Source organism: Streptomyces sp. NPDC047841, from assembly GCF_040704085.1.
In the GTDB taxonomy this organism is placed as follows: Bacteria; Actinomycetota; Actinomycetes; order Streptomycetales; family Streptomycetaceae; genus Streptomyces; species Streptomyces argyrophylli.
Map to the genome: position 1 here is coordinate 1 of NZ_JBEYRP010000003.1, position 23730 is coordinate 23730.

22 protein-coding genes are annotated in these 23730 nt (G+C 74.4%); 8 read left to right on the forward strand and 14 right to left on the reverse strand.

Annotated elements, in window-relative coordinates:
- From AB0947_RS04765 to AB0947_RS04775, 3 genes are all read left to right on the forward strand, one after another.
- A partial coding sequence (locus AB0947_RS04765; protein WP_366748812.1) for a cbb3-type cytochrome c oxidase subunit I occupies positions 1-705 on the forward strand: 705 nt, incomplete at its 5' end.
- Positions 702-1043: a hypothetical protein gene (locus tag AB0947_RS04770; protein ID WP_366748813.1), complete on the forward strand. Its 342-nt coding sequence runs from the start codon at positions 702-704 to the stop codon at positions 1041-1043. The genes AB0947_RS04765 and AB0947_RS04770, both read left to right, overlap by 4 nt.
- A 146-nt stretch (positions 1044-1189) precedes the next feature.
- Entirely contained in the window at positions 1190-2419 is a 1230-nt protein-coding gene (locus AB0947_RS04775) for a glycosyltransferase (RefSeq protein ID WP_366749170.1), read from the forward strand.
- Positions 2420-2437: 18 nt separating this feature from the next.
- On the opposite strand, the gene AB0947_RS04780 is transcribed toward AB0947_RS04775, so the two are convergent.
- Together AB0947_RS04780 and AB0947_RS04785 are read right to left on the reverse strand one after the other, a co-directional pair.
- Positions 2438-3460, reverse strand: coding sequence for an alcohol dehydrogenase (locus AB0947_RS04780; RefSeq protein WP_366748814.1), 1023 nt, complete (start codon positions 3458-3460; stop codon positions 2438-2440).
- 125 nt (positions 3461-3585) lie between these two features.
- Positions 3586-4248: a TetR/AcrR family transcriptional regulator gene (locus AB0947_RS04785; protein ID WP_366748815.1), complete on the reverse strand. Its 663-nt coding sequence runs from the start codon at positions 4246-4248 to the stop codon at positions 3586-3588.
- Between the two features lie 140 nt (positions 4249-4388).
- Between AB0947_RS04785 and AB0947_RS04790 the strand changes: the two genes are divergently transcribed.
- A complete protein-coding gene (locus AB0947_RS04790; RefSeq protein WP_366748816.1) occupies positions 4389-5642 on the forward strand; it encodes a YncE family protein in 1254 nt (417 codons plus the stop codon).
- Between the two features lie 62 nt (positions 5643-5704).
- On the opposite strand, the gene AB0947_RS04795 is transcribed toward AB0947_RS04790, so the two are convergent.
- Together AB0947_RS04795 and AB0947_RS04800 are read right to left on the reverse strand one after the other, a co-directional pair.
- On the reverse strand, positions 5705-5872 hold the full coding sequence (locus AB0947_RS04795) for a hypothetical protein (protein WP_366748817.1): 168 nt from the start codon (positions 5870-5872) through the stop codon (positions 5705-5707).
- 209 nt (positions 5873-6081) lie between these two features.
- Positions 6082-8169 (reverse strand): translation factor GTPase family protein, encoded by a 2088-nt coding sequence (locus AB0947_RS04800; RefSeq protein ID WP_366748818.1) that lies wholly within the window; start codon positions 8167-8169, stop codon positions 6082-6084.
- A 182-nt stretch (positions 8170-8351) separates the two neighbouring features.
- On the opposite strand from AB0947_RS04800, the gene AB0947_RS04805 reads away from it, so the two are divergent.
- The gene (locus tag AB0947_RS04805; RefSeq protein ID WP_366748819.1) at positions 8352-9458 is read left to right on the forward strand and encodes an XdhC family protein; all 1107 of its coding nucleotides are present in this window, start codon (positions 8352-8354) and stop codon (positions 9456-9458) included.
- Positions 9459-9918: 460 nt separating this feature from the next.
- On the opposite strand, the gene AB0947_RS04810 is transcribed toward AB0947_RS04805, so the two are convergent.
- The 4 genes from AB0947_RS04810 to AB0947_RS04825 form a co-directional block, all read right to left on the reverse strand.
- Positions 9919-10515 (reverse strand): GNAT family N-acetyltransferase, encoded by a 597-nt coding sequence (locus tag AB0947_RS04810; protein ID WP_366748820.1) that lies wholly within the window; start codon positions 10513-10515, stop codon positions 9919-9921.
- A 141-nt stretch (positions 10516-10656) separates the two neighbouring features.
- On the reverse strand, positions 10657-11157 hold the full coding sequence (locus AB0947_RS04815) for a metallophosphoesterase (RefSeq protein ID WP_366748821.1): 501 nt from the start codon (positions 11155-11157) through the stop codon (positions 10657-10659).
- 9 nt (positions 11158-11166) lie between these two features.
- Positions 11167-12177 (reverse strand): SDR family oxidoreductase, encoded by a 1011-nt coding sequence (locus AB0947_RS04820; RefSeq protein WP_366748822.1) that lies wholly within the window; start codon positions 12175-12177, stop codon positions 11167-11169.
- Positions 12178-12339: 162 nt separating this feature from the next.
- Positions 12340-15375: an FAD-linked oxidase C-terminal domain-containing protein gene (locus AB0947_RS04825; protein WP_366748823.1), complete on the reverse strand. Its 3036-nt coding sequence runs from the start codon at positions 15373-15375 to the stop codon at positions 12340-12342.
- Between the two features lie 145 nt (positions 15376-15520).
- Here AB0947_RS04825 and AB0947_RS04830 point away from each other — a divergent pair, with 145 nt between their 5' ends.
- The 3 genes from AB0947_RS04830 to AB0947_RS04840 are packed head-to-tail and all read left to right on the forward strand — an operon-like array spanning position 15521 to position 17941.
- Positions 15521-15958, forward strand: coding sequence for a MarR family transcriptional regulator (locus AB0947_RS04830; RefSeq protein ID WP_366748824.1), 438 nt, complete (start codon positions 15521-15523; stop codon positions 15956-15958).
- A complete protein-coding gene (locus AB0947_RS04835) occupies positions 15955-17349 on the forward strand; it encodes an MFS transporter (protein ID WP_366748825.1) in 1395 nt (464 codons plus the stop codon). The genes AB0947_RS04830 and AB0947_RS04835 overlap by 4 nt, the downstream gene beginning before the upstream one ends.
- A 7-nt stretch (positions 17350-17356) precedes the next feature.
- Positions 17357-17941, forward strand: coding sequence for a hydrolase (locus tag AB0947_RS04840; protein WP_366748826.1), 585 nt, complete (start codon positions 17357-17359; stop codon positions 17939-17941).
- A gap of 56 nt (positions 17942-17997) precedes the next feature.
- Here AB0947_RS04840 and rfbB read toward each other — a convergent pair whose 3' ends face one another.
- The 6 genes from rfbB to AB0947_RS04870 form a co-directional block, all read right to left on the reverse strand.
- A complete protein-coding gene (gene rfbB / locus AB0947_RS04845) occupies positions 17998-18969 on the reverse strand; it encodes a dTDP-glucose 4,6-dehydratase (protein WP_366748827.1) in 972 nt (323 codons plus the stop codon).
- A 48-nt stretch (positions 18970-19017) separates the two neighbouring features.
- Entirely contained in the window at positions 19018-19194 is a 177-nt protein-coding gene (locus AB0947_RS04850; protein ID WP_366748828.1) for a hypothetical protein, read from the reverse strand.
- Positions 19195-19346: 152 nt separating this feature from the next.
- On the reverse strand, positions 19347-19703 hold the full coding sequence (locus tag AB0947_RS04855) for a DUF6479 family protein (RefSeq protein ID WP_366749171.1): 357 nt from the start codon (positions 19701-19703) through the stop codon (positions 19347-19349).
- A gap of 295 nt (positions 19704-19998) precedes the next feature.
- The gene (locus AB0947_RS04860) at positions 19999-20271 is read right to left on the reverse strand and encodes a hypothetical protein (protein ID WP_366748829.1); all 273 of its coding nucleotides are present in this window, start codon (positions 20269-20271) and stop codon (positions 19999-20001) included.
- An 81-nt stretch (positions 20272-20352) separates the two neighbouring features.
- Positions 20353-22800, reverse strand: coding sequence for a SpoIIE family protein phosphatase (locus AB0947_RS04865; protein WP_366749172.1), 2448 nt, complete (start codon positions 22798-22800; stop codon positions 20353-20355).
- Positions 22801-23085: 285 nt separating this feature from the next.
- Positions 23086-23661, reverse strand: coding sequence for a GNAT family N-acetyltransferase (locus AB0947_RS04870; RefSeq protein ID WP_366748830.1), 576 nt, complete (start codon positions 23659-23661; stop codon positions 23086-23088).
- Between the last annotated feature and the right edge of the window lie 69 nt (positions 23662-23730).

Genomic DNA, 23730 nt, shown 5'->3' on the forward strand with positions numbered 1-23730 from the left:
TCCTTCATGACCTTCCTGATCGCCGTACCGACCGGTGTGAAGTTCTTCAACTGGATCGGCACGATGTGGAAGGGCTCGTTGTCCTTCGAGACACCCATGCTGTGGGTGATGGGCTTCCTCGTCACCTTCGTCTTCGGCGGGCTGACCGGGGTCATGCTCGCCTCCCCGCCGATCGACCTGCACGTCTCCGACTCGTACTTCGTGGTGGCCCACTTCCACTACGTGGTCTTCGGCACGGTGGTCTTCGCGATGTTCGCCGGGTTCCACTTCTGGTGGCCGAAGTGGACCGGCAAGATGCTCGACGAGCGTCTCGGCAAGATCACCTTCTGGACGCTGTTCACCGGCTTCCACGGCACCTTCCTGGTCCAGCACTGGCTGGGCGCGGAGGGCATGCAGCGGCGCATCCCGGACTACCTCGCGGCCGAGGGGCTCACCACGCTCAACACGGTGTCCTCGGTCTTCTCGTTCCTGCTCGGCTCCTCCTTGCTGCCGTTCTTCTACAACGTCTGGAAGACGGCCAGGTACGGCGAGCCGGTCGAGACCGACGACCCGTGGGGCTACGGCCGTTCGCTGGAGTGGGCGACCTCCTGCCCGCCGCCCCGGCACAACTTCGTCACCCTGCCCCGCATCCGCAGCGAGTCCCCGGCGTTCGACCTGCACCACCCCGGCGTCCCGTCGCCGGAGCGGGAGTTGACCGCGCGGTGACGGCCCACGACGAGCGGGACCTCGTCCGGCAGATCGAGGGCCATCTGCTGCTGGCCGCCGCACGGGAGGAGGGCCGTACCGCCGCCGTACGCCTCAGTTCCCGGCTCGGCTGGCTCACCGACAGCCAACGGGAGGACGTGCAAGGGCAGTTCGAGGCCGAGTACCTCGCGCTGGCCCGGCTCTCGTGGCACCGCACGGCCGAGCGCGCTCGGGAGCTGCGGCAGGCGTACGAGTCGCGCTACCGGGCGCTGCGCCGCCGGCTGCTGGCCTGCTGCGTGCTGGGCTGCGCGGTGCTCGCGGCGGCGGTGCTGCTGGTGGTGGTGTTCGCCGCCGTGTAGCACCGGCCGTCAGGTGCGGGACCGCTCCCGGCCGGCGCGGCCTGCGCAGGGTCCGCACGGGGGTGCCGCCGCCGGTGCCGATGTGGTCGCGTCGCGCCCGCCGACCGTGCCGACCGGCCATACTGTCCGTCGTGCGCGTTGCCATCATGACGGCGGGATCCCGGGGCGATGCCGCCCCCTACACCGGGCTCGGGCACCGGCTGGCGCTGGCCGGGCACGAGGTCACCCTGGTCACGCACGGCCGCTTCGCCCCGCTGGCGGCCGGCTCCGGGGTGCGGTTCCACGCGCTGCCGGTGGACCCACTGGCGGAACTGCGGTCCCCGCGCGGCCGGGGTCTGCACCGCAGCGCCAGCGGCCCGGGGAAGCTGCTGCGGGTGGTGGACCTGGCGCGGCGCCTCGTCGGCCGGCTCACCGAGGACCTGCTGGGCGCGGCGCGGGACAGCGACGTGCTGCTGCTGTCCTCCTCCCTGGCCCCGCTCGGTCACACCATCGCGGAGGGGCTGCGTGTGCCGAGCCTCGGTGTCTATCTGCAACCCCTCGCCCCCACGCGCGAGTTCGCCCCGCCGGTGCTCGGCGGCGACTCCTGGGGCGGACCGGTCAACCTGCTCGCCGGGCACGGGGTCGGCCTGGCCGTGGAGCACGTGTTCGCCGGCGCCGTGCCGGCCCTGCGCAAGCGGCTCGGCCTGCCCCCGCTGCGGCCCGGTGCCGCGCGGCGGGCCCGGGAGCGACGGCTCTGGCCGGTGCACCACGGCTTCAGTCCCCTGGTGGTGCCCCGGCCCGGGGACTGGCGGGCGGGTCTGGAGGTGGGCGGTTACTGGTGGCCGTACGACACCCGGGCACAACTCCCGGACGCGGTGCTGGAGTTCCTCGACGCCGGGCCGCCGCCGGTGTTCGTCGGGCTGGGCAGCGCCACCGTGCCGGACCCCGGGCGGCTCAGCGCGCGGGTGGTGGCGGCGCTGCGCCGCGCCGGGCTGCGCGGGGTGGTCCAGCGCGGCTGGGGCGGGCTCGCGGCCGACGGGGACGACATGCTGACCGTGGACGAGGTACCGCACGCGCTGCTCTTCCCCCGCATGGCCGCCGTGGTCCATCACGCGGGCGCGGGCACCACGGCGGCCGGGCTGCGCGCCGGGGTGCCGGCGGTGCCGGTCCCGGTCCAGTTCGACGCGGGCTTCTGGTCGGCCCGGCTGGTCGCCCTGGGCGTCGCCCCGGCCGTCGTACCGCTGCGCCGCCTGACCGTGGAGGCGCTGTCCGCGGCGCTGCTGCGGGCCACCCGGGACCCGTCGTACCGGCGGCGCGCCGCCGCCCTGGGCGCGCGGGTCCGGGACGAGGACGGCGCCGCGCCCGTGCTCGCCGCGCTGGACGGGCTGACCGGGTGACGGGCCGGCGCCGGCCCGTCAGGTGGTGAGCACCATCCGGAAGCGGGCTTTGCCGGACAGCATCTTCTGGTACGCCTCGTCCGCGTCGTCCAGCGGCACGTTCTCGGTCAGGGGGCGGATGCCGTGCAGGGCGCTGAAGGCCATGGTGTCCTCCACGTCCCGCGAGGTACCGGACGGGTGGCCGCGCACCACGCGGCCGGCCATGAGCAACTGGGCCGGGCTGATGCCGAGGGGCGCGGTGTCCGCGCCGATGACCACCAGTTCGCAGCGGGGGGCCAGGCCGTCCACGGTGGCCGTGATGGCCTCGGAGTGCCCCGCGGTGGCCAGGACGACCTTGGCGCCGCCGAGGGACTTGAGCGCCTCGGCGACCGGGGTGCCGGAGGTGCTGTCGACGTAGTGGTGGGCGCCCAGTTGCTCCGCGAAGCCGGCCTTCGCCGCGCCCCGCGCGATCGCCACGGTCTCGAAGCCCATGGCCACCGCGTACTGCACGCCGAGGTGGCCGAGACCGCCGATCCCGAGCACCGCGACCAGGTCCCCGGGCCGTGCCGAGCTGCGCCGCAGCCCGTTGTACGTGGTCACGCCCGCGCAGGCCATCGGTCCGGCGTCGCTCGCGGAGAGCGCTTCGGGGATCCGGGCCAGGGCGTCGACGGGGGCGATCACCTTCTCGCCGAAGCCGCCGTCGTAGGCCCAGCCGGGGACCTTCAGGTTCGGGCACACGATGAAGTCGCCCTCGCGGCAGGGCCGGCAGTGCCCGCAGCTGCCGCCGAACCAGCCGACGGCCACCCGGTCGCCCTCCTGCCAGCCCCGTTCCCGCACGCCCTCGCCGAGTTCCTCCAGGCGCCCGGCGATCTCGTGCCCGGGTACCTCCGGGAACGACACGCCCGGTAGCCCGCCGCTCACGAAGAGAGCGTCGCTGTGGCAGACGCCGCACGCTTCCACGGCGATCCCGACCTGGCCCGGCCCGGGCGGCCGGACCTCGCGTTCGACCAGCTCGAAGGTGCCGTTCGGAGCGGTGACCTGTGCGGCTCGATAGGTGCTCATGGCTCTCTCCGGGAACGGGTACGGCGGCGTCCTCAGAGCCAGCAGAGCAGCTTCGGCCCGATCCCGCGCGCCGAACCGACCGCGCCCCCGCCGGCCCGCGCCACCCGGCCCGGGGCGCTCGCGCTTCAGGGGCTCCCGGGGCGCCAGCCCTCCGGACGGAGCATGCCGAGCAGCAGCCGCACCAGTTCGTCCACCACCTCGTCCAGTGTGGCGTCCACCCAGCCGGCGCTCCAGTCGTGCAGCAGGCCGTTGACGCTGCCGATGAAGGCCGTGGCCGCGAGGCGGTAGTCGCGCGGCGCCGCCTCCCCGCGGGCGACGGCCGCGTCCGCCTCGGCGCGGATGAGGTCGATCCAGCGGGCGCGGCGGGCCAGGCGCTGCTCCTCCAGCCGGGGGCTGACGCCGACGATCTCCACGAAGGCGATGCGGATGCGGCGCGGGTCACGGGTGACGCCGTGGGCGTAGGCCCGGAAGAGCACGGTGGCGCGTTGGGCGAGCGGCAGCCCCTCCGCGGCGGCGAGCGCGTCCAGGACGGCCTGTTCGGCCCAGCCGTTGACCTGGAGGTGGAGGGCGGCGAGCACGTCCTCCAGCGTGCGGAACTCCTCGTAGAACTGGCGCGTGGACAGGCCGGCGGCCTGGCTCAGCGCGGCGACCGTGGTGCCCCGGTAGCCGGGGGTGTCGCCGAACAGCCCCAGTGCCGCGTCCAGGAAGCGGCGGCGGCGCTCGGCCTGCCGTTCCTCGGCGGACCGTCCGCCGTAGCGCCCCGTCGGCGCCCTGAGCCTGCCTTCCACGCGTCCCCCTCGGTCCTTCCGCCGCTCCCTCAATCTTGTCGTGCACACATCTTGTCGAGAAGGCCGTCCCTTCCTTACTTTTCAGTAAGTTCACTGTGAAAGCACCCGTGTTCAGATTCCCCCGAGGAAAGAGAGCCGTCATGGCTGCCTCCAGAACCAGGCACCTGTGCTCCGTGACCGCCGCCCTCGTCCTGACCGTCGCCGCGCCGGCGACCGCCGCCTCCGCAAGCTCCGCCGCCCCCGCCGGGCTGCGCGAGGTGCTGTTCGTCGGCAACAACTGGGACGGCACGGCCGATGTGATCCGCTCCTCCGGCGACTTCGCGAAGATCGGCCGGATCAACGTCATCCCGGACAAGGCCGCGCGGATGGCCGAGATCAACGCGGACCCGATCAAGTGGATCTACTTCCAGGCGATCCGCAACAGCGTCGGCGAGGGCCACGACCAGTTCGCCGACGACATGTACTCCACGCCCGACGGCAGGTCCGTGGTGGTGTCCCGGCCCAGTTTCGCGGACGTCGTCTCCCTGGACCTCGCCACCGGAAAGGTCAACTGGCGCTTCCCGGTGGCCGGTTACCGCGCCGACCACATGGCGGTCTCCCCGGACGGCACCCGGGTGGCGGTCTCCGCCTCGACCGCGAACACCGTGCACGTCCTGGACATCGACACCGGCAAGCAGCTCGGCTCCTTCGCGACCGGTGACAAGCCGCACGAGAACATCTTCACCAAGGACGGCAAGTACATCTGGAACATGTCCATCGGCGACGTCAACACCGACCTGGACAGCCCGGGCTGGGACTGGACCAAGGGCGACCGGCACATCACCGTCGTGGACGCGACGACGTACAAGCAGGTCAAGGTCATCGACATGCGGCAGCGGCTGGACGCGTTCGGGCTGAAGGACTTCTCCGACGCGGTCCGCCCGGCCGTGTTCTCCGCCGACGAGTCCAAGCTGTACTTCCAGGTGTCGTTCTTCAACGGCTTCCTGGAGTACGACGTCGCCACGGACAAGATCACCCGGATGAAGACGCTGCCGAAGAACCCGGCGACCAGCGAGGACCGCACCACCTGGGTCAACGACTCGCGTCACCACGGCATCTCGATGAACCCCGAGGGCACCAAGCTCTGCGTCGCCGGCACCATGGACGACTACGCGACCGTGGTCGACCGCGCCTCGCTCCAGGAGGGTCCGCTCGTCGCGGCGTCCAAGCCGTACTGGGCGACGGTCAGCGGGGACGGCAAGGACTGCATCGTCTCCGAGAGCGGCGCCGACCAGGTGACGGCGATCGACTTCGCCACCGGCAGGAAGGTGACGTCGGTCCCGGTCGGCGACCATCCGCAGCGCGTCCGTCTCGGGCACGTCCAGGCCGACTGGACCGGCCCCAGCGGGGGCTGACGCCCCACCGGGCCGTGGCCTCCGGGGCGTCCCCACTCACTCCGGAGGCCACACCCCTGCCGTCACGGGCGCGCCGCCGCCCACGCGGCCGGCTCGGCCTTCGCCGCGCTCGGCAGGCGCGCGGAGGGTGCCGTCGCGCCGTTGGCGACCAGCGCGTAGTGCGGCACACCGGAGTCCGCGTCGGTCCGCGGCGGCCGGCGCCTGCCCGTGCCGCCCGGCTCCGGGGCCACGGCGACCGGGGCGGCGGCGGTGTACGCGGGCGGGGCGGACGCCGTGCCGAGGCCGGGGACGACCGTGGTGGCGGCCGCCGGGAAGGACGCCGGCAGGTGCGGTCCGGCTGGGTGCGGTGCCGCCGCCGGAGCGCCGCACCGGCAGCCCGCACTGACCGCAGCCGACCCGTCCCGCCACGTTCGGCAGGGACCGGTGAGCCGACTGCGGGTCAGCCTCCGGGGCGGTCGGCTCGTTCCCCGGCCCGGCGCGTCACGTTCAGCAGGTACTCCTTCCGGTTCAGCGGATTGTGGTCGGTGCGCGGACGTTCGGGGACCGTGCCGCGGGTGACCGGCGCGTAGTGGTCGAAGGCCGTCTCCAGCTCGCCCTCGCCCCGGGTCAGCCCCGGCAGCCGCTGCTCCAGCGCGTGCACCCGGGCGGCCGGCACGGTTCCCTCCAGGACACAGGTGGTCCCGTGCGTGCCGGTGGCCTCGGGCACGGCGCCGAGCCCGGCCAGCACCGGCAGCAGCGCGCCGAGGGTGTCGGCCGGCGCCTCCAGGCGGAAGCGGTGCGCCGGCTCGTGCACCAGGGTGCCGGCCCGGCGCAGCGCCTCGGTCAGGACCAGCGGGGTCAGGCCCCGGAAGTCGTAACCCGTGCTCGACATGCTCTTGTCGAAACCCTGGTGCGCGTGGCTCTGCCGGGGCGAGTAGCCGCAGTGGGTCATGGTGACCGCGCAGTCGATGACCTGCCAGCCGTGCAGCCCCTGGCCGAGCGTCTCCCGGACGGTGTCCTCAACCGCCTTGAAGAAGGCGTACGGCATCGAGCCCAGCTCCACCTCCAGCCGGAACGCCACGCCCGTGCCGGGCGGGGCGGGGTCGACGCGCAGGCCGACCGTGGCGAGGAAGGGGTTGGCGTCCTTCTTGTCGAACTCGACGGCGTGCCCGGTGCCGGCCGGGCGCTCGACGCACAGGGTCGTCGTCTCGCGGAAGGTGACGGCCAGGCCGTACTCCTCGGCGAGAGTGGCCTGGACGACCTCCTTCTGCACCTCGCCGTAGAGGGACACGGAGGTCTCCCCGCGCGGCCCGTCGTGGCGGACGCCGATGAGCGGGTCCTGTTCGGCCAGCTGGGTGAGCGCGAGGTGCAGGGAGCGGCGGTCCGTGCCGGGGCCGGGTACGACGACCGTCTCCAGGGTGGGCGGCGCGAAGTGGTGCTCGTACGACCGTCCCGGCGTGCCCAGCGCGTCACCGATCCGGATGCCGCCGAGGCCCCACACCTTGACGATCCGCCCCGCCCCGGCGCTGTCCGCGCGGATGTCCGTGCCGTGGTCGAAGACGGAGAGCGCGGTGACGCGGGCGGCGCCGCTCGCGCGGGCATCGGTGGCACGGGCTCCGGTGGTGTGGGCGTCGTGGCCGGTGGTGGGCTCCCGGCGGTCGTTCACTTCCCCGCCCGCGTCCTTGCCGCCGTCGCCGAAGGGGATGCGGTCGCGGACGCGCAGGGTGCCGGAGAAGAGGCGGGCATAGGCCACCTTCTCCCCCGCCGGGCCCCGCTCCACCTTGAAGACGGTGCCCGAGAGGGGGCCGTGCGGGTCGCCGGCGGCGGTGGGCAGCAGCCGCTGGATGCCCTCGACCAGCTCGGGCACGCCCGCGCCCGTGATCGCGGAGCCGAAGTACACCGGGTGGACGGAGCCGTCGCGGGTCTGTGCCGCGAGCGCGCCGCGCAGCCGGGCCTCGGGGACCGCGCCGTCGAGGAAGGCGGCGAGCAGGACGTCGTCCTGGTCCGCCAGTGCCTCCAGCGCTGCCGGGCCGAGGCCGGGCAGGAAGCGGGCGGCACGCGTGCCGAGTCCGGCGGCGGTCCCCATGGGGACGAGCGGTACGGCGAGCCGCTGGGCCAACTGGCGGAGCACCGCCGTGTCCCGGGCGCCGCGCCGGTCGATCTTGTTGACGAAGACCAGGGTCGGAAGGCGCAGCCGGCGCAGGGTGCGCATCAGCACCCGGGTCTGCGCCTGGACGCCTTCGACGGCGGAGACGACCAGGACGGCTCCGTCCAGCACGCCGAGCACCCGCTCCACCTCGGCGATGAAGTCCGGGTGACCGGGGGTGTCGATGAGGTTGACGGTGACGCCGTCGAGCGGGAACGAGACGACGGCGGACTTGATGGTGATGCCGCGCCGCCGCTCCAGCGCGAGGGTGTCGGTGGTGGTGCTGCCGGCGTCGACGCTGCCGATCTCGTCGATCACTCCGGCGGTGTGCAGGAGCCGTTCGGTCAGGCTCGTCTTACCCGCGTCGACATGGGCGAGGATTCCCAGATTGAGCAATGGCACGAAGCGTCATGTCCTTGAGAGTGTGGGTGGTTCCTTCCGGGCCGGACATGGACGGTGTGCGCATGATCGCTCCTGGTTCTCTCGGGAAGCCGACCGGTGCAGTGCAGCAGAGCGGCGGCCTCACCGCCAACGGATTAACGTTCAACCAGGTGCCGTGGCAGGTGTGAGCCGAGGAGCCGACGATGCGTGAGATTCTCGCCGTGCTGGACCGGTGGTACGCCGCCCGTGTGCCGTTCGGGCTGGCCACGGTCGTCGCGGTCAGCCGCAGCGCGCCGCGCGGGCCCGGCGCCGCGATGGCGGTCGGCCCGGACGGCGAGGTGGTCGGCAGTGTGTCCGGCGGCTGCGTGGAGGGCGCGGTGTTCGAGCTGGCCCAGGAGGCCGTCGAGAGCGGAGCGGCACGGCTGGAGACGTTCGGCTACAGCGACGAGGACGCCTTCGCGGTCGGGCTCACCTGCGGTGGCGAGATCACCGTGCTGGTACGGCCGGTGACCCCGGCCCGGGACCCGGCGTTCGGCGCGGTCGCCGCGTCCGTCGCGGGTGGTGAGCCGGTCACCGTGGCCACCGTGGTCGACGGGCCGGCGCCCTGCGGGTCGACGCTCGCGGTGTGGCCCCGCACGGCCGCCGGCACCCTGGGGACCCCGGGGCTCGACGCGGCCGTCGCCGCCGACGCGCGCGGCGAACTCGCCCTCGGCGTGACCGGACTGCGGCACTACGGCCCGCACGGGGAGCGTCGCGAGGACACCGTCACGGTGTTCCTCCAGTCCTTCGCGCCGCCGCCGCGCATGCTGGTGTTCGGGGCCATCGACTACGCCGCCGCCGTGGCCCGGATCGGGGACTTCCTCGGTTACCGGGTCACCGTGTGCGACGCCCGGCCGGTGTTCGCCACGCCCCGCCGGTTCCCGGCGGGGTCGGAGGTCGTCGTGGACTGGCCGCACCGTTATCTGCGCGGCACGCACACCGACGAGCGGACGGTGATCTGCGTCCTCACGCATGACCCGAAGTTCGACGTGCCGGTGCTGCTGGAGGCGTTGCGGCGGCCGGCGGCGTACATCGGGGCGATGGGCAGCCGGCGCACCCACGACGACCGGCTCCGCCGCCTGATCGAGTCGGGCCTGACCGACCGGGAACTGTCCCGCCTGCGCTCGCCGCTCGGCCTGGACCTCGGCGCCCGCACGCCGGAGGAGGTGGCGGTGTCGGTGGCGGCGGAGATCGTGGCCCTGAGGTGGGGCGGCACCGGGTCACCGCTGAGCGGGACGAGGGGGGCGATCCATCCCCGGGGAGTGGGGTGACCGCTGCGGCCGGGGTGCGCCGGGTGGGCGCCGACACGATGAACCGTCCCGGGGGCCGGCGGTGCTGCCGGTCGGTGCCCGGCGGTTGGTGCCGGCGGGAACGTCCTGCCGGGACTGGGCGGACGCGCACGACGGGTGCGTCCGGCCGGGGTGCCCCGCCTGGCACCCGGATCGGCACCAGCACCGCCGGCCACCCCGCGGCTCCCCCTTCACCGCCGTCGCGGCGACAGCGCCCCCGGCAACAGGGCCGACGCGAGGGCGGCGGTGGCCGCGCACAGGACGGCGGAGCCGGCGGCCACCGCGTGGAGGACGGTGTACGGGGAACCGGCGGGAGAGGCGGGACGTATCGCCCGCCGCAGGGGTGCTGCCCGCGAGCGCGCCGGACACCACGGGTACCACCCGGCACCGCCGATCCTCGCCGGGCGCCCGCGTGCGGCCGGGGGGATTCAGGTGACAGGGCCTAGTCGGGGTCTCCGGCCACGCGCGCGTGGAGGTGCTGGTCGTGCCAGCCGTCGGCGTGCAGCAGGGCGCTGCGCTGGGTGCCCTCGTAGCCGAATCCGGCCTTCTCGGCGACCCGGCAGGACGCCGGGTTGGCGACGGAGTGGCACAGGATCAGGCGGTGCAGACCGAGGTCGTCCAGGGCCCACCGGCTCAGCCGGCGTGCCGCCCGGACGGCGAGGCCCGTTCCGCGCGCCGCGGGCAGCACCCAGTACAGGACTTCGGCGGTTCCGGCGGCGAGGTCGACGTCGTTCAGTCCGGCGAGGCCGACGGGCGCGCCGCCGTGCGGGGCGATGGCCCAGATGACTCCGGTCTCGGCCCGCCGGCGCGCGTGCAGGCGCTCGATCCGGGCCCTTGCCTCCGCGCGGTCGGCGACGGAGAAGAGGTTCCACCTGCTGATGTCCGGGTCCCGCCCGGCGGCGAGCAGGGCGTCCGCGTCGGCGTCGGCCGACTGCCAGGGCCGCAGCTCCAGACCATCGGCCAGCGGCAGTACGGGCTGGCCGGGCTCGGCGAGGCGGCCCGGGGGCACGACGGCGGGTATGCCTGAGCTGGAGATCACCGACGCATCCTGCCACAGCGGGTGATCACCGGCGGGGCCGTCACGGCGGGCGCGCCCACCGGTGCGCCGCCGCGGGCCGGGATCACGGAAGGCCCGGACCGGTGCCGCCCGCGGAGACCCCCGCGTCCCCGCTTCCGGCGGCTACCGTCGCGGCAGCCGGTGCAGGGTCACCTCGGTGAGGGCTCCTTCGGCGACCGTGGCCGTGAGGTACGTGCAGTGGGGCTGGCGGCGGCGGTCCGTCGGGGAACCGGGGTTGAGCAGCCGCAGGCCGCCGGGGGCGGTGGTGTCCCAGGGGATGTGGCTGTGCCCGAAGACCAGGACGTCCAGGTCGGGGAAGCGGGCGGCGCAGCGGGCCTCGCGGCCCTGGGCGGGGCCCGTCTCGTGGACGACCCCGAAGCGCAGGCCGCCCAGGTCGGCGTGGGCCACCTCGGGGAGCCGGGCGCGCAGTGCGGGGCCGTCGTTGTTGCCGTACACACCGACCAGCCGGCGGCTGCGGCTCTCCAGCAGGTCGAGGGTGGCGGTGTCGACCCAGTCCCCGGCGTGGAACACGACGTCCGCGCGCGGGAGTTCGGCGAGCAGCTGTTCCGGCAGCGCCTTGGCGCGCTTGGGCAGGTGCGTGTCGGACATGAGCAGGAGGCGCACCTCGCCAGCTTATGCGGAGGAGGAGGTCAGGCGGCGGATGCCGCGTACGGTGCCCAGCAGGGCGACGCCCGCGCCGAGGGTGGTGGCGGCGGGGTGCCGGACCAGGGTCTCCTGCCAGGAGCGGGCGTGGGCGGTGTCGTCGAAGGAGCCGTGGGCGCCCTGGTCGTCGGCGGGTTCGCGGTCCACCGGTTCGAAGAGGTTGTCCAGGCCGGCGGGCGGGATGCGGTCGGTCAGCTGGGAGTCGAAGCCGGTGCGGGCCAGGTAGCGGTCGAGCAGCGCCGGGACGAACCGGTTGGCCCAGATGGTGGCGACGGTGGACGCGCCGACGTAGTACTGCTTGCGGCCCGGGTGGTCGGCGGCGTACAGCACGCCCCGTGCGGCCACCTCGGGCTGGTAGATCGGCGGGACCGGCATGGGGTGCCTGGCGAGGCGGGAGCGGACCCATTCGAACTGGGGCGTGTTGACGGCGGGCATCTGGGCGACGGTGACGCGCACGTTGCTGCCGCGGTGCAGCAGTTCCGTGCGCAGGGAGGAGGTGAAACCGTTGATGGCGTGCTTGGCTCCGCAGTACGCCGACTGCAAGGGGATCGACCGTTCCCCGAGCGCGGAGCCGACCTGCACGATCGTGCCCTGGTCGCGCGGGAGCATCCGCTTCAGGGCGGAGCGGGTGCCGTTGACGAAGCCGAGGTAGGTCACCTCGGTGATCCGCCGGTACTCCTCGGGGGTGATCTCCTCGAACGGCGCGAACACGCTGGCGAAGGCGCAGTTGATCCAGGTGTCGATGGGGCCGAACTCCTTCTCCGCGGCCTCCGCGACGGCCTCCGTCCGGGCCGGGTCGGCCACGTCGGCGGGCTGTACCAGCGGCCGACCGCCGAGCGCCGCGACCTCGTCGGCCGCCGCCTCCAGGCCGCCCTCGCCGCGCGCGACCAGGACGACGTCGGCGCCGCGCCTGGCGTACAGGCGGGCGGTGGCGCGGCCGATGCCGGCGCTGGCGCCGGTGATGACGACGGTGGGGGGCATGTTCCTCTCCTCCTGCGTACGCGGTGTCTGTCGGTCCGCCCGGTGGGGCGCCGCCCGTTCCTCCACGGGGGCCGGGACGGGACAGGGTGTGCCGGTGGGCACGGCGGGGACGGCGGTGTCCGGGGCCCCGGCGGCCGGCCGGCCGATTGTGGTCACCTCCTGTCACCTCCTCAGCCGCCGCAGTCCGGCCACGGCGCCCAGGGAGAGGGCGGCCAGGGAGGCGGTCGTCGCCCAGCAGGCCGTGCGGGACGGTTCGGCGGGGCGGTCGGCGAGCCGCTCCGGGTGGTCGCCGGGCAGGTTGCCGTCGAGGGCGAGCGCGAGGACCTCGGCTAGGTGCAGGGCGCGGCGGCCGGTGCTGCCCTGCTCGATCTGGGTGCGGCAGCTGAAGCCGTCGGCGAGGACCAGGCTGTCCGGGGCGGCACCGCGCACGGCGGGCAGGACGCCCAGTTCCGCGACGGCCATGGACACCTCGTGGTGGCCGCGCTCGAAGCCGAAGTTGCCGGCCAGGCCGCAGCAGCCCTCGTCGAGCACCTCGGCGTCGAGGTGGGCGCGGCGCATCAGTTCCCGGTCGGCGTCGAACTTCATGATGGCGTGCTGGTGGCAGTGGGTCTGCACGGTCGCCTGCCGGGCGAGCCGCGGGGGCCGCCAGCCGTCGGGGGCGTGGTGGACGAGCTGTTCGGCGAAGGTGCGCGTCTGGGCGGCGAGCCGTTCCACGTCCTGGTCGCCGGGCATCAGCTCGGGGGCGTCGGCGCGGAAGACGGCCGTGCAGGAGGGCTCCAGGCCGATCACCGGGGTGCCGGCGGTCAGGTAGGGGCGCAGCACGTCGAGGGTGTTTCGCAGCACCCGTTTGGCGGTGGGCAGTTGTCCGGTGGAGATCCAGGTCAGGCCGCAGCACACCGGCTCGGACGGAACGGCGATCCGGAAGCCGGCGTCCTCCAGGACCCGTACGGCGGAGATCGCGATCGCGGGGTGGAAGTAGGTGCTGAAGGTGTCGGGCCAGAGCACGACGGTGCGCGGGTCGGCCGGGTCGGGCTCGTCCCGGCCGCGGGCCCGCCACCACTGGAGGAAGGACTGGTCGGCGAACACCGGGGCCTGGCGGGCCTCGTCGATCCCGGCGAGCCGCTTGCCCAGCGCCGCGAGGCCGGGCGCGTGCAGCGCGGAGTTGACCAGGGAGGGAGCGGTCCGGGACAGCCGGGCCCAGAGCGGCAGCCAGCCCATGGAGTAGTGGGCCATGGGGCGCAGCCGCCCCTCGTAGTGGTGGGACATGAACTCGGCCTTGAGGGTGGCCATGTCGACACCGGTCGGGCAGTCGGACTTGCAGCCCTTGCAGGCCAGGCAGAGGTCGAGGGCGTCGTGTACGGCGGTGGAGCGCCAGCCGTCCTTCACGGCGGAGTCGGCGTGCCCGTCGAGCATCTCGAACAGCAGCCGGGCCCGGCCGCGGGTGGAGTGTTCCTCCTCCCTGGTGGCCCGGTAGGAGGGGCACATGACGCCGCCGGAGTGGCCGCGGCAGTTGCCGATGCCGACGCAGCGCATCACCGCGCGGTTGAAGGAGTGGTCGTCCTCGGGGTAGCCGAAGTGGGTCTGCGGGGTGGCGGGCCGCCAGGTGGGTCCGAGCCTCAGCTGTCCGTCGACGGGGTGGGGGTGGACGACCTTGCCGGGGTTCATCCGGTTGCCGGGGTCGAAGAGGGCCTTCAGTTCGCCGAACGCGGTGACGAGCCGTTCACCGAACATCCGGGTGAGCAGTTCGCCCCGGGACTGGCCGTCGCCGTGCTCGCCGGAGAGGGAGCCGCCGTAGGAGGCGACGAGATCGGCGGCCCGCTCCACGAACCGCCGGAAGCCGGCCACGCCCTGGGCGTTGCGCAGTCCGAAGGGGATGCGGGTGTGCACGCAGCCCTGGCCGAAGTGCCCGTACAGGGACGGGTGGCCGTAGTCGAACTCGGTGAACAGGTCCTTCAGGTCGCGCAGGTAGTCGCCGAGCCGTTCGGGCGGTACGGCGGAGTCCTCCCAGCCCTCCCAGGTCTCCCGGCCGTCCGGCGGGCGCGCGGTCACGCCGAGTCCCGCCTCGCGGGCCCTGAGCATCTTCTGCTCGCGTTCGGGGTGGTCGGAGAAGGCGACGTTGGCGTCCTTCTCGTCGCGGCCGATGGCCCGCAGCAGCGCGTGCGCCTGCTCGTCGACGTCCTCCTGGCTGTCGCCGCTGTACTGCACCATCAGCCAGCTGTCGCCCTCGGGAAGGATGGCGAGGGAGTCCAGGTAGGCGCCCTCCTCGCGCATCAGCTGGGCCATGCGTCCGTCCAGGGCCTCCAGCTGGCTGGGCGAGCAGTGCTCCAGCAGGCGGGAGACGTCGTCGCCGGCGGCGCAGATGTCGTCGTAGCCGAGGACGAGCAGCGACTGGTACGGCGGCACGGGCACGAGGTCGAGTTCGGCGCGCAGGACGGTCACCAGGGTGCCCTCGCTGCCGACGAGCGCCTTGGCGACGTCGAAGCCGTTCTCGGGCAGCAGGGAGTCCAGGTTGTAGCCGGAGACGCGGCGGGGGATCTTGGGGTAGCCGCGGCGGATGTCGGCCAGGTACTCGGTGGCGATGCGTTCGAGGCCGGCGTAGATCTCGCCGAGCCGGCCGCCGTCGGCGGTGATCCGGGCGCGTTCGCCGGGCGGGGTGGGGCCGACCCAGGCGCGCTGTCCGTCGTAGGTGAGGATCTCCAGGCGCCGGACGTTGTCGACGGTCTTGCCGTAGGCCTGCGCGGAGGCGCCGCAGGAGTTGTTGCCGATCATGCCGCCGATCGCGCAGTGGCTGTGGGTGGACGGTTTGGGGCCGAACTGGAGCTGGTGGCGGGCGAGGTACCGGTTGAGTTCGTCCAGGACGATGCCCGGTTCCACCACGCAGGTGCGCCGTTCGGGGTCGACGGAGAGCACACCGGTGCAGTACTTGCTCCAGTCGATCACCACGGCGGTGTTGGTGGTCTGTCCGGCCAGGCTGGTGCCGCCGCCCCGGGAGAGGACGGGGGCGTCGAAGCGCGCGCACACCGAGACCGCCCGGGCGCCCGCCTCCACGGTGCGGGGTACGACGACGCCCAGCGGGACCTGCCGGTAGTTCGAACCGTCCGTGACGTAGGCGCCGCGGCTGCCCGCGTCGAAGCGGACTTCGCCGTCCACCTCGGCGCATAGGGCCGCCTCCAGGCCGGACCTGTCCGGAGGGGTCATGTGCGCTCCTCGCTTCGCTCCGTGCGCGCGGCGTGGTGCCGGGCCGCCGCGCTGTCCGAGGCCCGGCGAGTACCCCGACAAACAGACAGGCAAAACTGAACAGTTCCAACTGGACAGTCTGCGCTGTCGGTCCTAGTCTGGCGGCATGGCTGACATCTCCGACTCCGCCGCCCGCGCCGCACGCGACCTGCGCGTGGTGTTCAGCAGGCTGCGGCGCCGTATCCGCGAGGTGGCGCGGGACGCCGACCTCAGCCCGTCGCAGGAGTCGGCGCTCACCCTGGTCGGCAAGCACGGCGCGGCCACCGCGAGCGCGCTCGCCGCCGCGGAGGGGGTGCGCCCGCAGTCCATGGCCACCACGCTGGCCGCCCTGGAGCAGCACGGGCTGGTCCGCCGTGCCCCGGACCCCGACGACGGCCGCCGCCAGCTGGTCACCCTGACCGACGCCGGCCGGGCCCGCGTCGAGGGCAACCGGCAGGTGCGCGAGGAGTGGCTGGCCCGCGCCTTCCAGGACCGCTACACCGAGGAGGAGCGGCAGACCGTCCTCGCGGCGCTGGAGCTGATGGAACGGCTGTCCCGGCCGTGATACCGAGGCTCACCGCCCGCAGCCGGGCCGCCGGCCCCTCCCCCGCCGGGTTCGACCGCCGGCTCATCCCGCCGATGATCCTCGGCTCGGTCCTGAACCCGGTCAACTCCTCGATGATCGCCGTGACGCTCGTGCCGATCGGCGTGGCGTTCGGCGCCCCGCCCGCCGAGACGGTGTGGCTGGTCTCGGCGCTCTACGTGGCCACCGCCGTCGGCCAGCCCGTCATCGGCCGCCTGGTGGACATGTACGGCCCGCGCCGGCTCTACCTCGCCGGTACGGCCCTGGTCGGCGTCGCCGGTCTGCTCGGCGCGCTCGCCCCCTCGCTCGGCGTGCTGATCGCGGCCCGCGTACTGCTGGGCCTCGGCACGTCGGCGGCGTACCCGGCGGCGATGCGGCTGACCCGCGCCGAGGCGGAACGCACCGGGCAGGACAGCCCGGCGGGCGTGCTGACCGCGCTCGCCGTGGCCAACCAGACGGTCGCCGTCGTCGGGCCCGCGCTCGGCGGGCTGCTGATCCAACTGGGCGGCTGGCGGGCCGTGTTCACCGTCAACGTGCCGCTGTCGGCGGCCTGTCTGGTGCTCGGCGCGCTGCGGCTGCCCCGGTCCGTGACCCGGCGGCGCGGCCTGGACGTGCCCGGCATGGCGCTGTTCGCCGTCCTGCTCGTCGCGCTGATGCTGTTCCTGATGGAGCCGCGGACCGGCCGCTGGTACCTGCCGGTGCTGTCCGCCGCGGCCGCCGCCGGCTTCGCGCTGCGCGAGCTGCGGACGCCGGACCCGTTCATCGACCTGCGCGTCCTCGGCGGCAACGGCCCGCTGCTCGCCACCTACGTGCGCCAGCTGCTCGGCTACACCACCGCCTACGCCTTCATGTACGGCTACACGCAGTGGCTGGAGCAGGGCCGCGGGCTCGGCGCCTCAACGGCCGGGCTCACGCTGCTGCCGCTGTCGGCGGCGGCGCTCACCGCCTCCGCGCTGACCGGGCGCCGCGAGGCGGTGCGCGCCAAACTGCTCACCGCTTCCGTCCTCCAGCTCGTGGGCTGCGCGGTGCTGCTCGTGATCGGCGACCGCAGCCCGTTCTGGCTGCTGCTCGCGGTCGGTGTGCTGCTCGGCGTCCCGCAGGGGCTGATCGGCCTGGCCACGCAGAACGCGCTGTACCGGCAGGCCGAGCCGGAGCGGATCGCCTCCGCGGCCGGGCTGCTGCGGACCTTCACGTACCTCGGCGCGCTGGGCGCGTCCGCCGCCACCGCGGCGTTCTACCCGCACCGCGCCGACACGGCCGGGCTGCACGGCCTGGCCCTGTTCATGCTCGCCGGCTCCGCACTGCTGCTGGCGACGATCCTGCCCGACCGGTCCCTCGGCCGGCCGGCCACCCGAGACACCCGAAAGGCCTGACCGACCCATGTCGCTCACCACGCTCGACCCCCGTACCGCCCTCGTCGCGATCGACCTCCAGAACGGCATCGTGGCCATGCCCACCCAGCCGTACCCGGGCGCCGAGGTCGTCTCCCGCACGTCCGCGCTCGCCGACGCCTTCCGCTCGCACGGGCTGCCCGTGGTCCTGGTGCGGGTCTCCTTCGCGCCGGACGGGGCGGACGCCGTTCCCGGCCGCACCGAGCGCCAGCCGCGCGGGCTCGCCTTCCCGGAGGGCTGGGACGTCGTCGTCGACGACCTGTCCGGGCACCCCGGCGACATCCGTGTCACCAAGCACAACTGGAGCGCCTTCCACGGCACCGACCTGGACGTCCAGCTCCGCCGCCGGGGCATCACGCAGATCGTGCTGACCGGCATCGCCACCAGCATCGGCGTGGAGTCCACCGCCCGCGACGCCTACGCGCACGGCTACCACGTCACCCTCGCCACGGACGCCATGGCCGACGCGGACGCGGAGGCGCACGCGAACAGCGTCGAGCGCATCTTCCCGCGGCTCGGCGAGTCCGGCACGACGGACGAGATCCTGGAACTGCTGGCCAAGACCCACGCCTGACCGCCGGGCCGGGCGCCGTCCCCCGGCCGGGGCGAGGGCCGCGGCGCACTGCCCGCTCAGCGGGCGGTGCGCCGCTTGAGCGGCTCCCACCAGGACCGGTGGGCGCGGTACCAGGCGACCGTCTCGGCGAGGCCCGTGGTGAAGTCGCGGCGCGGCCGGTAGCCGAGTTCGTCGCGGGCCTTGCTCCAGTCGAGCGAGTAGCGCAGGTCGTGGCCCTTGCGGTCGGGCACGTGCACCACGTGCTCCCAGCCCGCCCCGCACGCCTCCAGCAGCAGGCCGGTCAGCTCCTTGTTGGTCAGCTCCGTGCCGCCGCCGAGGTGGTAGACCTCGCCGGGGCGGCCCTGCGTGCGGACCAGGTCGATGCCGCGGCAGTGGTCGTCGACGTGCAGCCAGTCGCGGACGTGGTTCCCGTCGCCGTACAGCGGGACCGGCTGGCCGTCGAGGAGGTTGGTCACGAAGAGCGGGATCACCTTCTCGGGGAACTGGCGCGGCCCGTAGTTGTTGGAGCAGCGGGTGATCCGGACGTCCAGGCCGTGGGTGCGGTGGTGGGCGAGGGCGATGAGATCGGCGGCGGCCTTCGACGCGGCGTACGGCGAGTTCGGCGCGAGCGGCTGGGTCTCGGACCAGGAGCCGCTGCTCAGGGAGCCGTAGACCTCGTCGGTGGAGACGTGCACGAACGGGCCGGTGCCGTGCCGCAGGGCCGCGTCCAGCAGGGTCTGGGTGCCGAGCACATTGGTGCGGACGAACTCCCCGGCCTCCTCGATCGACCGGTCGACGTGCGACTCCGCGGCGAAGTGCACCACCTGGTCGGCGTCCGCCATCAGTTCGCCGACCAGGCCGGCGTCACAGACGTCCCCGTGCACGAAGTCCAGCCGGGGGTGGCCGACGGGGAGGTTGGTGAGCGTGCCCGCGTAGGTGAGCTTGTCGAGCACGGTGACGCGGGGTGCGTCCGGCGCGTCGTCGGCGAGGAGCCCGCGGACGTAGTGGGAGCCGATGAAGCCGGCGGCGCCGGTGACGAGCAGGTTCATGACCGGGAGTATGACCGCGGAGCGCCTGCTCTCCTCCCCACTGGGGGTTCAGTCCTCGCCGCGCACGATGTTGTCCTCGGGGCCCGGGCCCTGCCGCTGCGCGGAGGCGCGGTCCAGGACGGCGGGCACGCAGGTGCGCACTCCCCGGTTCCGTCGGCGGCGGGCCTGGGCCCAGCCCGTCTCCGCGTCGGGTATGGCTGGTTTCTCGCTGGCATGCGCGGTCACGTCGTTCATCTTCCTTCTGCGTCCCGCTCGCCGCGGGCACCGTTCGCCGGACCGCCCGGGCCCGGGGTGGGCTGTGTGCCCGGCCGGGTCCCCGGGCCGGGCGGCCCGCAAACACGGCGGCGCCGCGCACCGGGTCGGGCACGGCCGCCGGGTCAGGTACGACCGCCTCCGCCACCGCCGAAGGATCCGCTGGACCCGGGCGACCAGCGGGGGCGGCGCTGGTCGTCGGCGCGCTTGGTGCCGACGTTGCCGAGCTGGTGGGGGGTGAGGCGCTCGCCCTCGCCGGCGGCCCGGGGCACCTCGTCGGGCTCACGGACCTCGCGGGTCTCGTACACCGGCCCGGACGGCGGCAGCTTCGGCTGCTCCTCGGGCCGCGGCGGTGCCGGCTCCCGCTCGCGCACCTTGAAGCCCAGCCGGAAGGCCCAGATGAGTCCCGCGACGCAGGCCACTCCGGCGATCAGGATCAGGGCGTAACCGAAGACCTGGGCGCCCGTGGCCGCTTCGTACATGGCATTGTTCATGTCCGCCGGGTACCCGGCGCGGCGCGACGGATGCGCGCACCCACACGAACGGGCGGCCGGTCCGACGGCCCCGTCCGGCCGGGACCGGGCCGCCGGTGGGTCACGGGCGGGTGCGGCGCAGGGTCTTGACTGGGAGCGGCCGTGGGTCGCGGGCAGGTGCGGACGGGGATCTTCGCCAGGTGGGACTGTGGGCCACGGCCAGGTGGGGCCGTGGGTCGTGGGCGATGCGGCCGCGGGCCCTGGGCAGGTACGGCCGCAGGTCACCACGAGACCCGGCTGTGGATCAGTCCGTTTCCTCCGTCGCCGCGCGTTCCACCTCCGCCTCGACCTCGGCCCGTGGCCGGCCGGTCTGCCGGGCGTACTCGCTCACCGCCGTCTGCACTTCGCGGGCGAGGTCCCGCCAGGCCCGCAGGGCGGTCTCGTAGGTGCCCGACTGGACGCCGGTCATCCGCCGCTCGGCCGGCGGACCGTAGGTTTCCCGCAGTTCCTGCACCTGGGCGTGGGCTGCGGCGGCCGCGCGCTGCTTGGCGACCAGTTCTTCGAAGGTGTGCGACACGCCAACCGACCCTAGGCAGGTGCGGGCCGCGGGCCCGCCGCGACCTGCCGGGATCGCCGCCACCCGTACCCGAGTGGCGGGTCAGCGGCCGGGTACGAGGTCCGCCCAGACCTGTTTGCCGCCGCTGACCGGGACCGTGCCCCAGGCCGCCGACACCGCTTCCACCAGCAGGATGCCCCGGCCGCCGGTGGCCTCCCAGCCGATGCTGGTGGGCTTGACGGGGCTGCGCGGGGAGGTGTCGGCGACGGCGAGCCGCAGCCGGTGGCTGACCAGGCTGAGGTCGAGCCGCACCTGGCCGCCGGTGTGCACCAGGGCGTTGGTGACGAGCTCGGACACGACCAGCAGGGCCGCGTCGACCGTGTCGCGGGGCAGGCCCCAGGCGCGCAGGGTGCGCCGGGTGAAGCGGCGGGCGTGCCGGACCGCCTCCGGCACCCGCCACACCGTCCAGCTCTCCCGGAGCGGGCGTACGGCCAGTCCGTCGTAGCGCATGAGCAGCAGCGCCACGTCGTCGTCGCGGTGCGCGCCGGTGAGCAGGGCGTCGGCGACCAGGCCGAGGTGGCCGGGGTCGGCGGCGGCCAGTTCGCGGGCCAGCCGGTCCATGCCGGCGTCGAGGTCGGTGTCCGAGGACTCCACCAGGCCGTCGGTGGTCAGCGCGATCACGGTGCCGGGCTGAAGCCGCAGCGGAGTCATCGGGAACTCGGCCTGGGCGAGCACCCCCAGCGGCGGGCCGCCCTCCGCCAGGACGATCTCGGCGGTGCCGTCCGGGTGGCGCAGCACCGGTTGCACGTGCCCGGCGCGGACGCACCAGGCGGTGCCCTGCTCCACGTCGACGTCGACGTAGGCGCAGGTGGCGAAGAGGTCGGTCTCCATGTCCAGCAGCAGCCGGTTGGCGTGCGCGACGACGACGTCCGGGGGGTGGCCCTCGGCGGCGTAGGCGCGCAGCGCGGTGCGCATCTGGCCCATCAGGGTCGCGGCGCCCGCGTTGTGGCCCTGGACGTCGCCGATCACCAGGGCCACGTGGTTGTCGGCCAGCGGGATCACGTCGTACCAGTCGCCGCCGACCTCCAGGCCGGCCGTGGTGGGCAGGTAGCGGGCGACGGCGACCACGCCGGGCAGCCGGGGCAGCCGGCGCGGCAGCAGGGTGCGCTGGAGCATGCCGACGAGTTCGTGCTCGGCGTCGAAGGCGTGGGCGCGCAGCAGGGCCTGGCCGGTCAGGCCGGCGCAGGCGGTGAGCAGGGCGCGTTCGTCGGGCGCGAAGTCGTGCGGGCGGTCCCAGCCGACCAGGCAGGCGCCGGCCATGCGGCTGCCGGCGGGCAGCGGCAGGACGGCGAGGCCGCCCGGCCCGACCTCGGCGAGTGCGGGCTCCAGCGGTGAGCCGGCGGGCCAGATCCTGGCGCGGCCCTCGCGCAGCGCGGCGGCCAGGGTGGGCATGGCGCGCACCGGCGCGTCGGGCCATTCGGTGCGCCACTCGCTGCGCCACACCTCGGGCCAGGCCTCGGGTTCGGGCGGGTCGAGGACGGTGACGACCAGCCGGTCGTTCTCCAGTTCGGCCAGGGCGATCCGGTCGGCCCGCAGGGGTTTGCGCAGGGCGGCCACGACGGCCTGGCCGACGTCCTTGACGGTGCCTGCGGTGGCGAGGGCGGCGGCGAGGCGCTGCACGCGGGCGACGTCGGTGACGTCGGAGCGCAGGCTGGAGGCGTCGGCGACCGTGCCGACGAGCCGGGCGGAGCGACCCTCGCCGCCGGTCAGCAGCCGGCCGCGCAACCGCAGCCACCTGGGCGGCCCGGCGGGCTGCAGGATGCGGAACTCCAGCTCGCGGTCGCCGATGGACAGGTGGTCGGCCTCGACCACCGACATCAGCGCGGGCAGATCCTCCGGCACCGTGCGGCCGAGCAGGGTCTCCACGCGGCCGTCGAAGCTCTCCCGGTCGATGCCGAACAGCCGCAGGATCGCCTCGCCGACCTTCACCCGGCCGGTGTCCATGATCAGGCTGAAGGCGTCCTCGGGCAGCTCGCCGGTGTCCCGGGCGACGGCCGGGGCGGGTACGGCCACGGCACGGGCGATCAGCTCCAGGCTGGTCCGGTCGTCGGTCCCGAAGCCGCCCGGGTGCTCTCCGACGGCCAGCAGACAGCCGGCGCCCGCCGGGCCGAGCGGCAGGACGGCCACGGAGAAGTCCGGGGAGGGGGTACGGCGGGAGTCCGGGCCGGCGGCCAGTTCGGCGGGGCCGAGCCAGCGCGGGAGTCCGGTGCGGTGCGTCTCGGCGACCGGGGAGGTGCCGGCGACCGGGTAGCAGTCCCGCAGGCCGTACAGGGTGCGGGGCAGACCGGCCGACTCGGCGAGGCAGAGTTCCGTGGCGTCGTGGCCGGGCGTGTACACCCCGACGAAGGACGCACCGGCGAACACGAGCGCCTGTTCGAGCACCCGGCGGAGCCGGTCGGGGGTGGCCGGCGAGGCCATCAGCGACGCAAGGGCGGCTTCGGCACGCTCCGGCGCCGTTCTCGTCCCGCTGATCGCAGCGCCTTCGCTCACCACGTCGCCATTACAGCGCGTATGAGCCGCCTGCGCAGCCCCTGTGGACCGCGCCGCACGGACGCCGCACGGCCCCCTGGCGAAGGGTGACCGCCGACGGGCGGAGGCGGTCGGGAGCGGGGACACGTCCCGTGAAGCGGCCGGCGGCGGTGATCCCCGCCCCCCTCGGCCGTCCGTCAGCCCGCGGCTGAAGGCGCCCCGGGCCGGCGGCGGACCGCCACGCGGGGGTGCCTCCCGGCGGCGGTCCGTCGAAAGCGGCGTCGGCGCATCAGGTGGCGCCGGGGCTCACACGGGATCCTCGGCGGCGGTCACCGCGCCCGCGCCCTCGGCGGACGCCGGCTCCCCCGGCTCCTTGGTGGAGATGACCACCAGCTTGGTCACCGTGCCGTCGTCCCCCACGACGTCGCGGACATGGCGGAAGCCCAGGCGGCGGCACATGGCCAGGCTGGCGGTGTTGTCGGCGCCGACCATGCCGTACGCCTCGGTGAGTCCGAGGTTGTCGGCGGCGTGGCGGAGCAGCCCGCGGACCGCCTCGCCGCCCAGTCCGCGCCCCCAGTGCCCGGGGGCGAGCGCGGTGACGAGTTCGTGGCCGTCGACGTTGCCGGTCGGCTTCACCTCGGCGTGGCCGACGTAGACGCCCGCGTGCCACAGGCCCCACACGTCGAAGCGGCGCTGCGGGTAGACGTCGGTGAGGATGGCGCGGAACAGCTCGCGGACCTGCTGTTCGGGCACGCGTTCCTGGCCCATCCAGCGGCACACTTCCTCGTCGCGCAGCAGGGCGACGAAGGCGTCCTCGTGTTCGGGCCGGTAGGGGAGGAACTCCAGGCGTTCGGTGTGCAGGACGGGGGTCACGGACGTCATGACGGACTCCTCGGAAGTGATGCGGTGCGGCGGGTGCCGGGCGACCGGCGGCGCGTGGGGGGGGAGGAG

Coding starts and splice junctions, on each gene's coding strand:
- AB0947_RS04825 (WP_366748823.1), bottom strand. CDS start 15,375: ATGACCCCTCCGGACAGGTCCGGCCTGGAGGCGGCCCTATGCGCCGAG.
- AB0947_RS04790 (WP_366748816.1), top strand. CDS start 4,389: ATGGCTGCCTCCAGAACCAGGCACCTGTGCTCCGTGACCGCCGCCCTC.
- AB0947_RS04855 (WP_366749171.1), bottom strand. CDS start 19,703: ATGTACGAAGCGGCCACGGGCGCCCAGGTCTTCGGTTACGCCCTGATC.
- rfbB (WP_366748827.1), bottom strand. CDS start 18,969: ATGAACCTGCTCGTCACCGGCGCCGCCGGCTTCATCGGCTCCCACTAC.
- AB0947_RS04775 (WP_366749170.1), top strand. CDS start 1,190: ATGACGGCGGGATCCCGGGGCGATGCCGCCCCCTACACCGGGCTCGGG.
- AB0947_RS04780 (WP_366748814.1), bottom strand. CDS start 3,460: ATGAGCACCTATCGAGCCGCACAGGTCACCGCTCCGAACGGCACCTTC.
- AB0947_RS04805 (WP_366748819.1), top strand. CDS start 8,352: ATGCGTGAGATTCTCGCCGTGCTGGACCGGTGGTACGCCGCCCGTGTG.
- AB0947_RS04840 (WP_366748826.1), top strand. CDS start 17,357: ATGTCGCTCACCACGCTCGACCCCCGTACCGCCCTCGTCGCGATCGAC.
- AB0947_RS04820 (WP_366748822.1), bottom strand. CDS start 12,177: ATGCCCCCCACCGTCGTCATCACCGGCGCCAGCGCCGGCATCGGCCGC.
- AB0947_RS04830 (WP_366748824.1), top strand. CDS start 15,521: ATGGCTGACATCTCCGACTCCGCCGCCCGCGCCGCACGCGACCTGCGC.
- AB0947_RS04870 (WP_366748830.1), bottom strand. CDS start 23,661: ATGACGTCCGTGACCCCCGTCCTGCACACCGAACGCCTGGAGTTCCTC.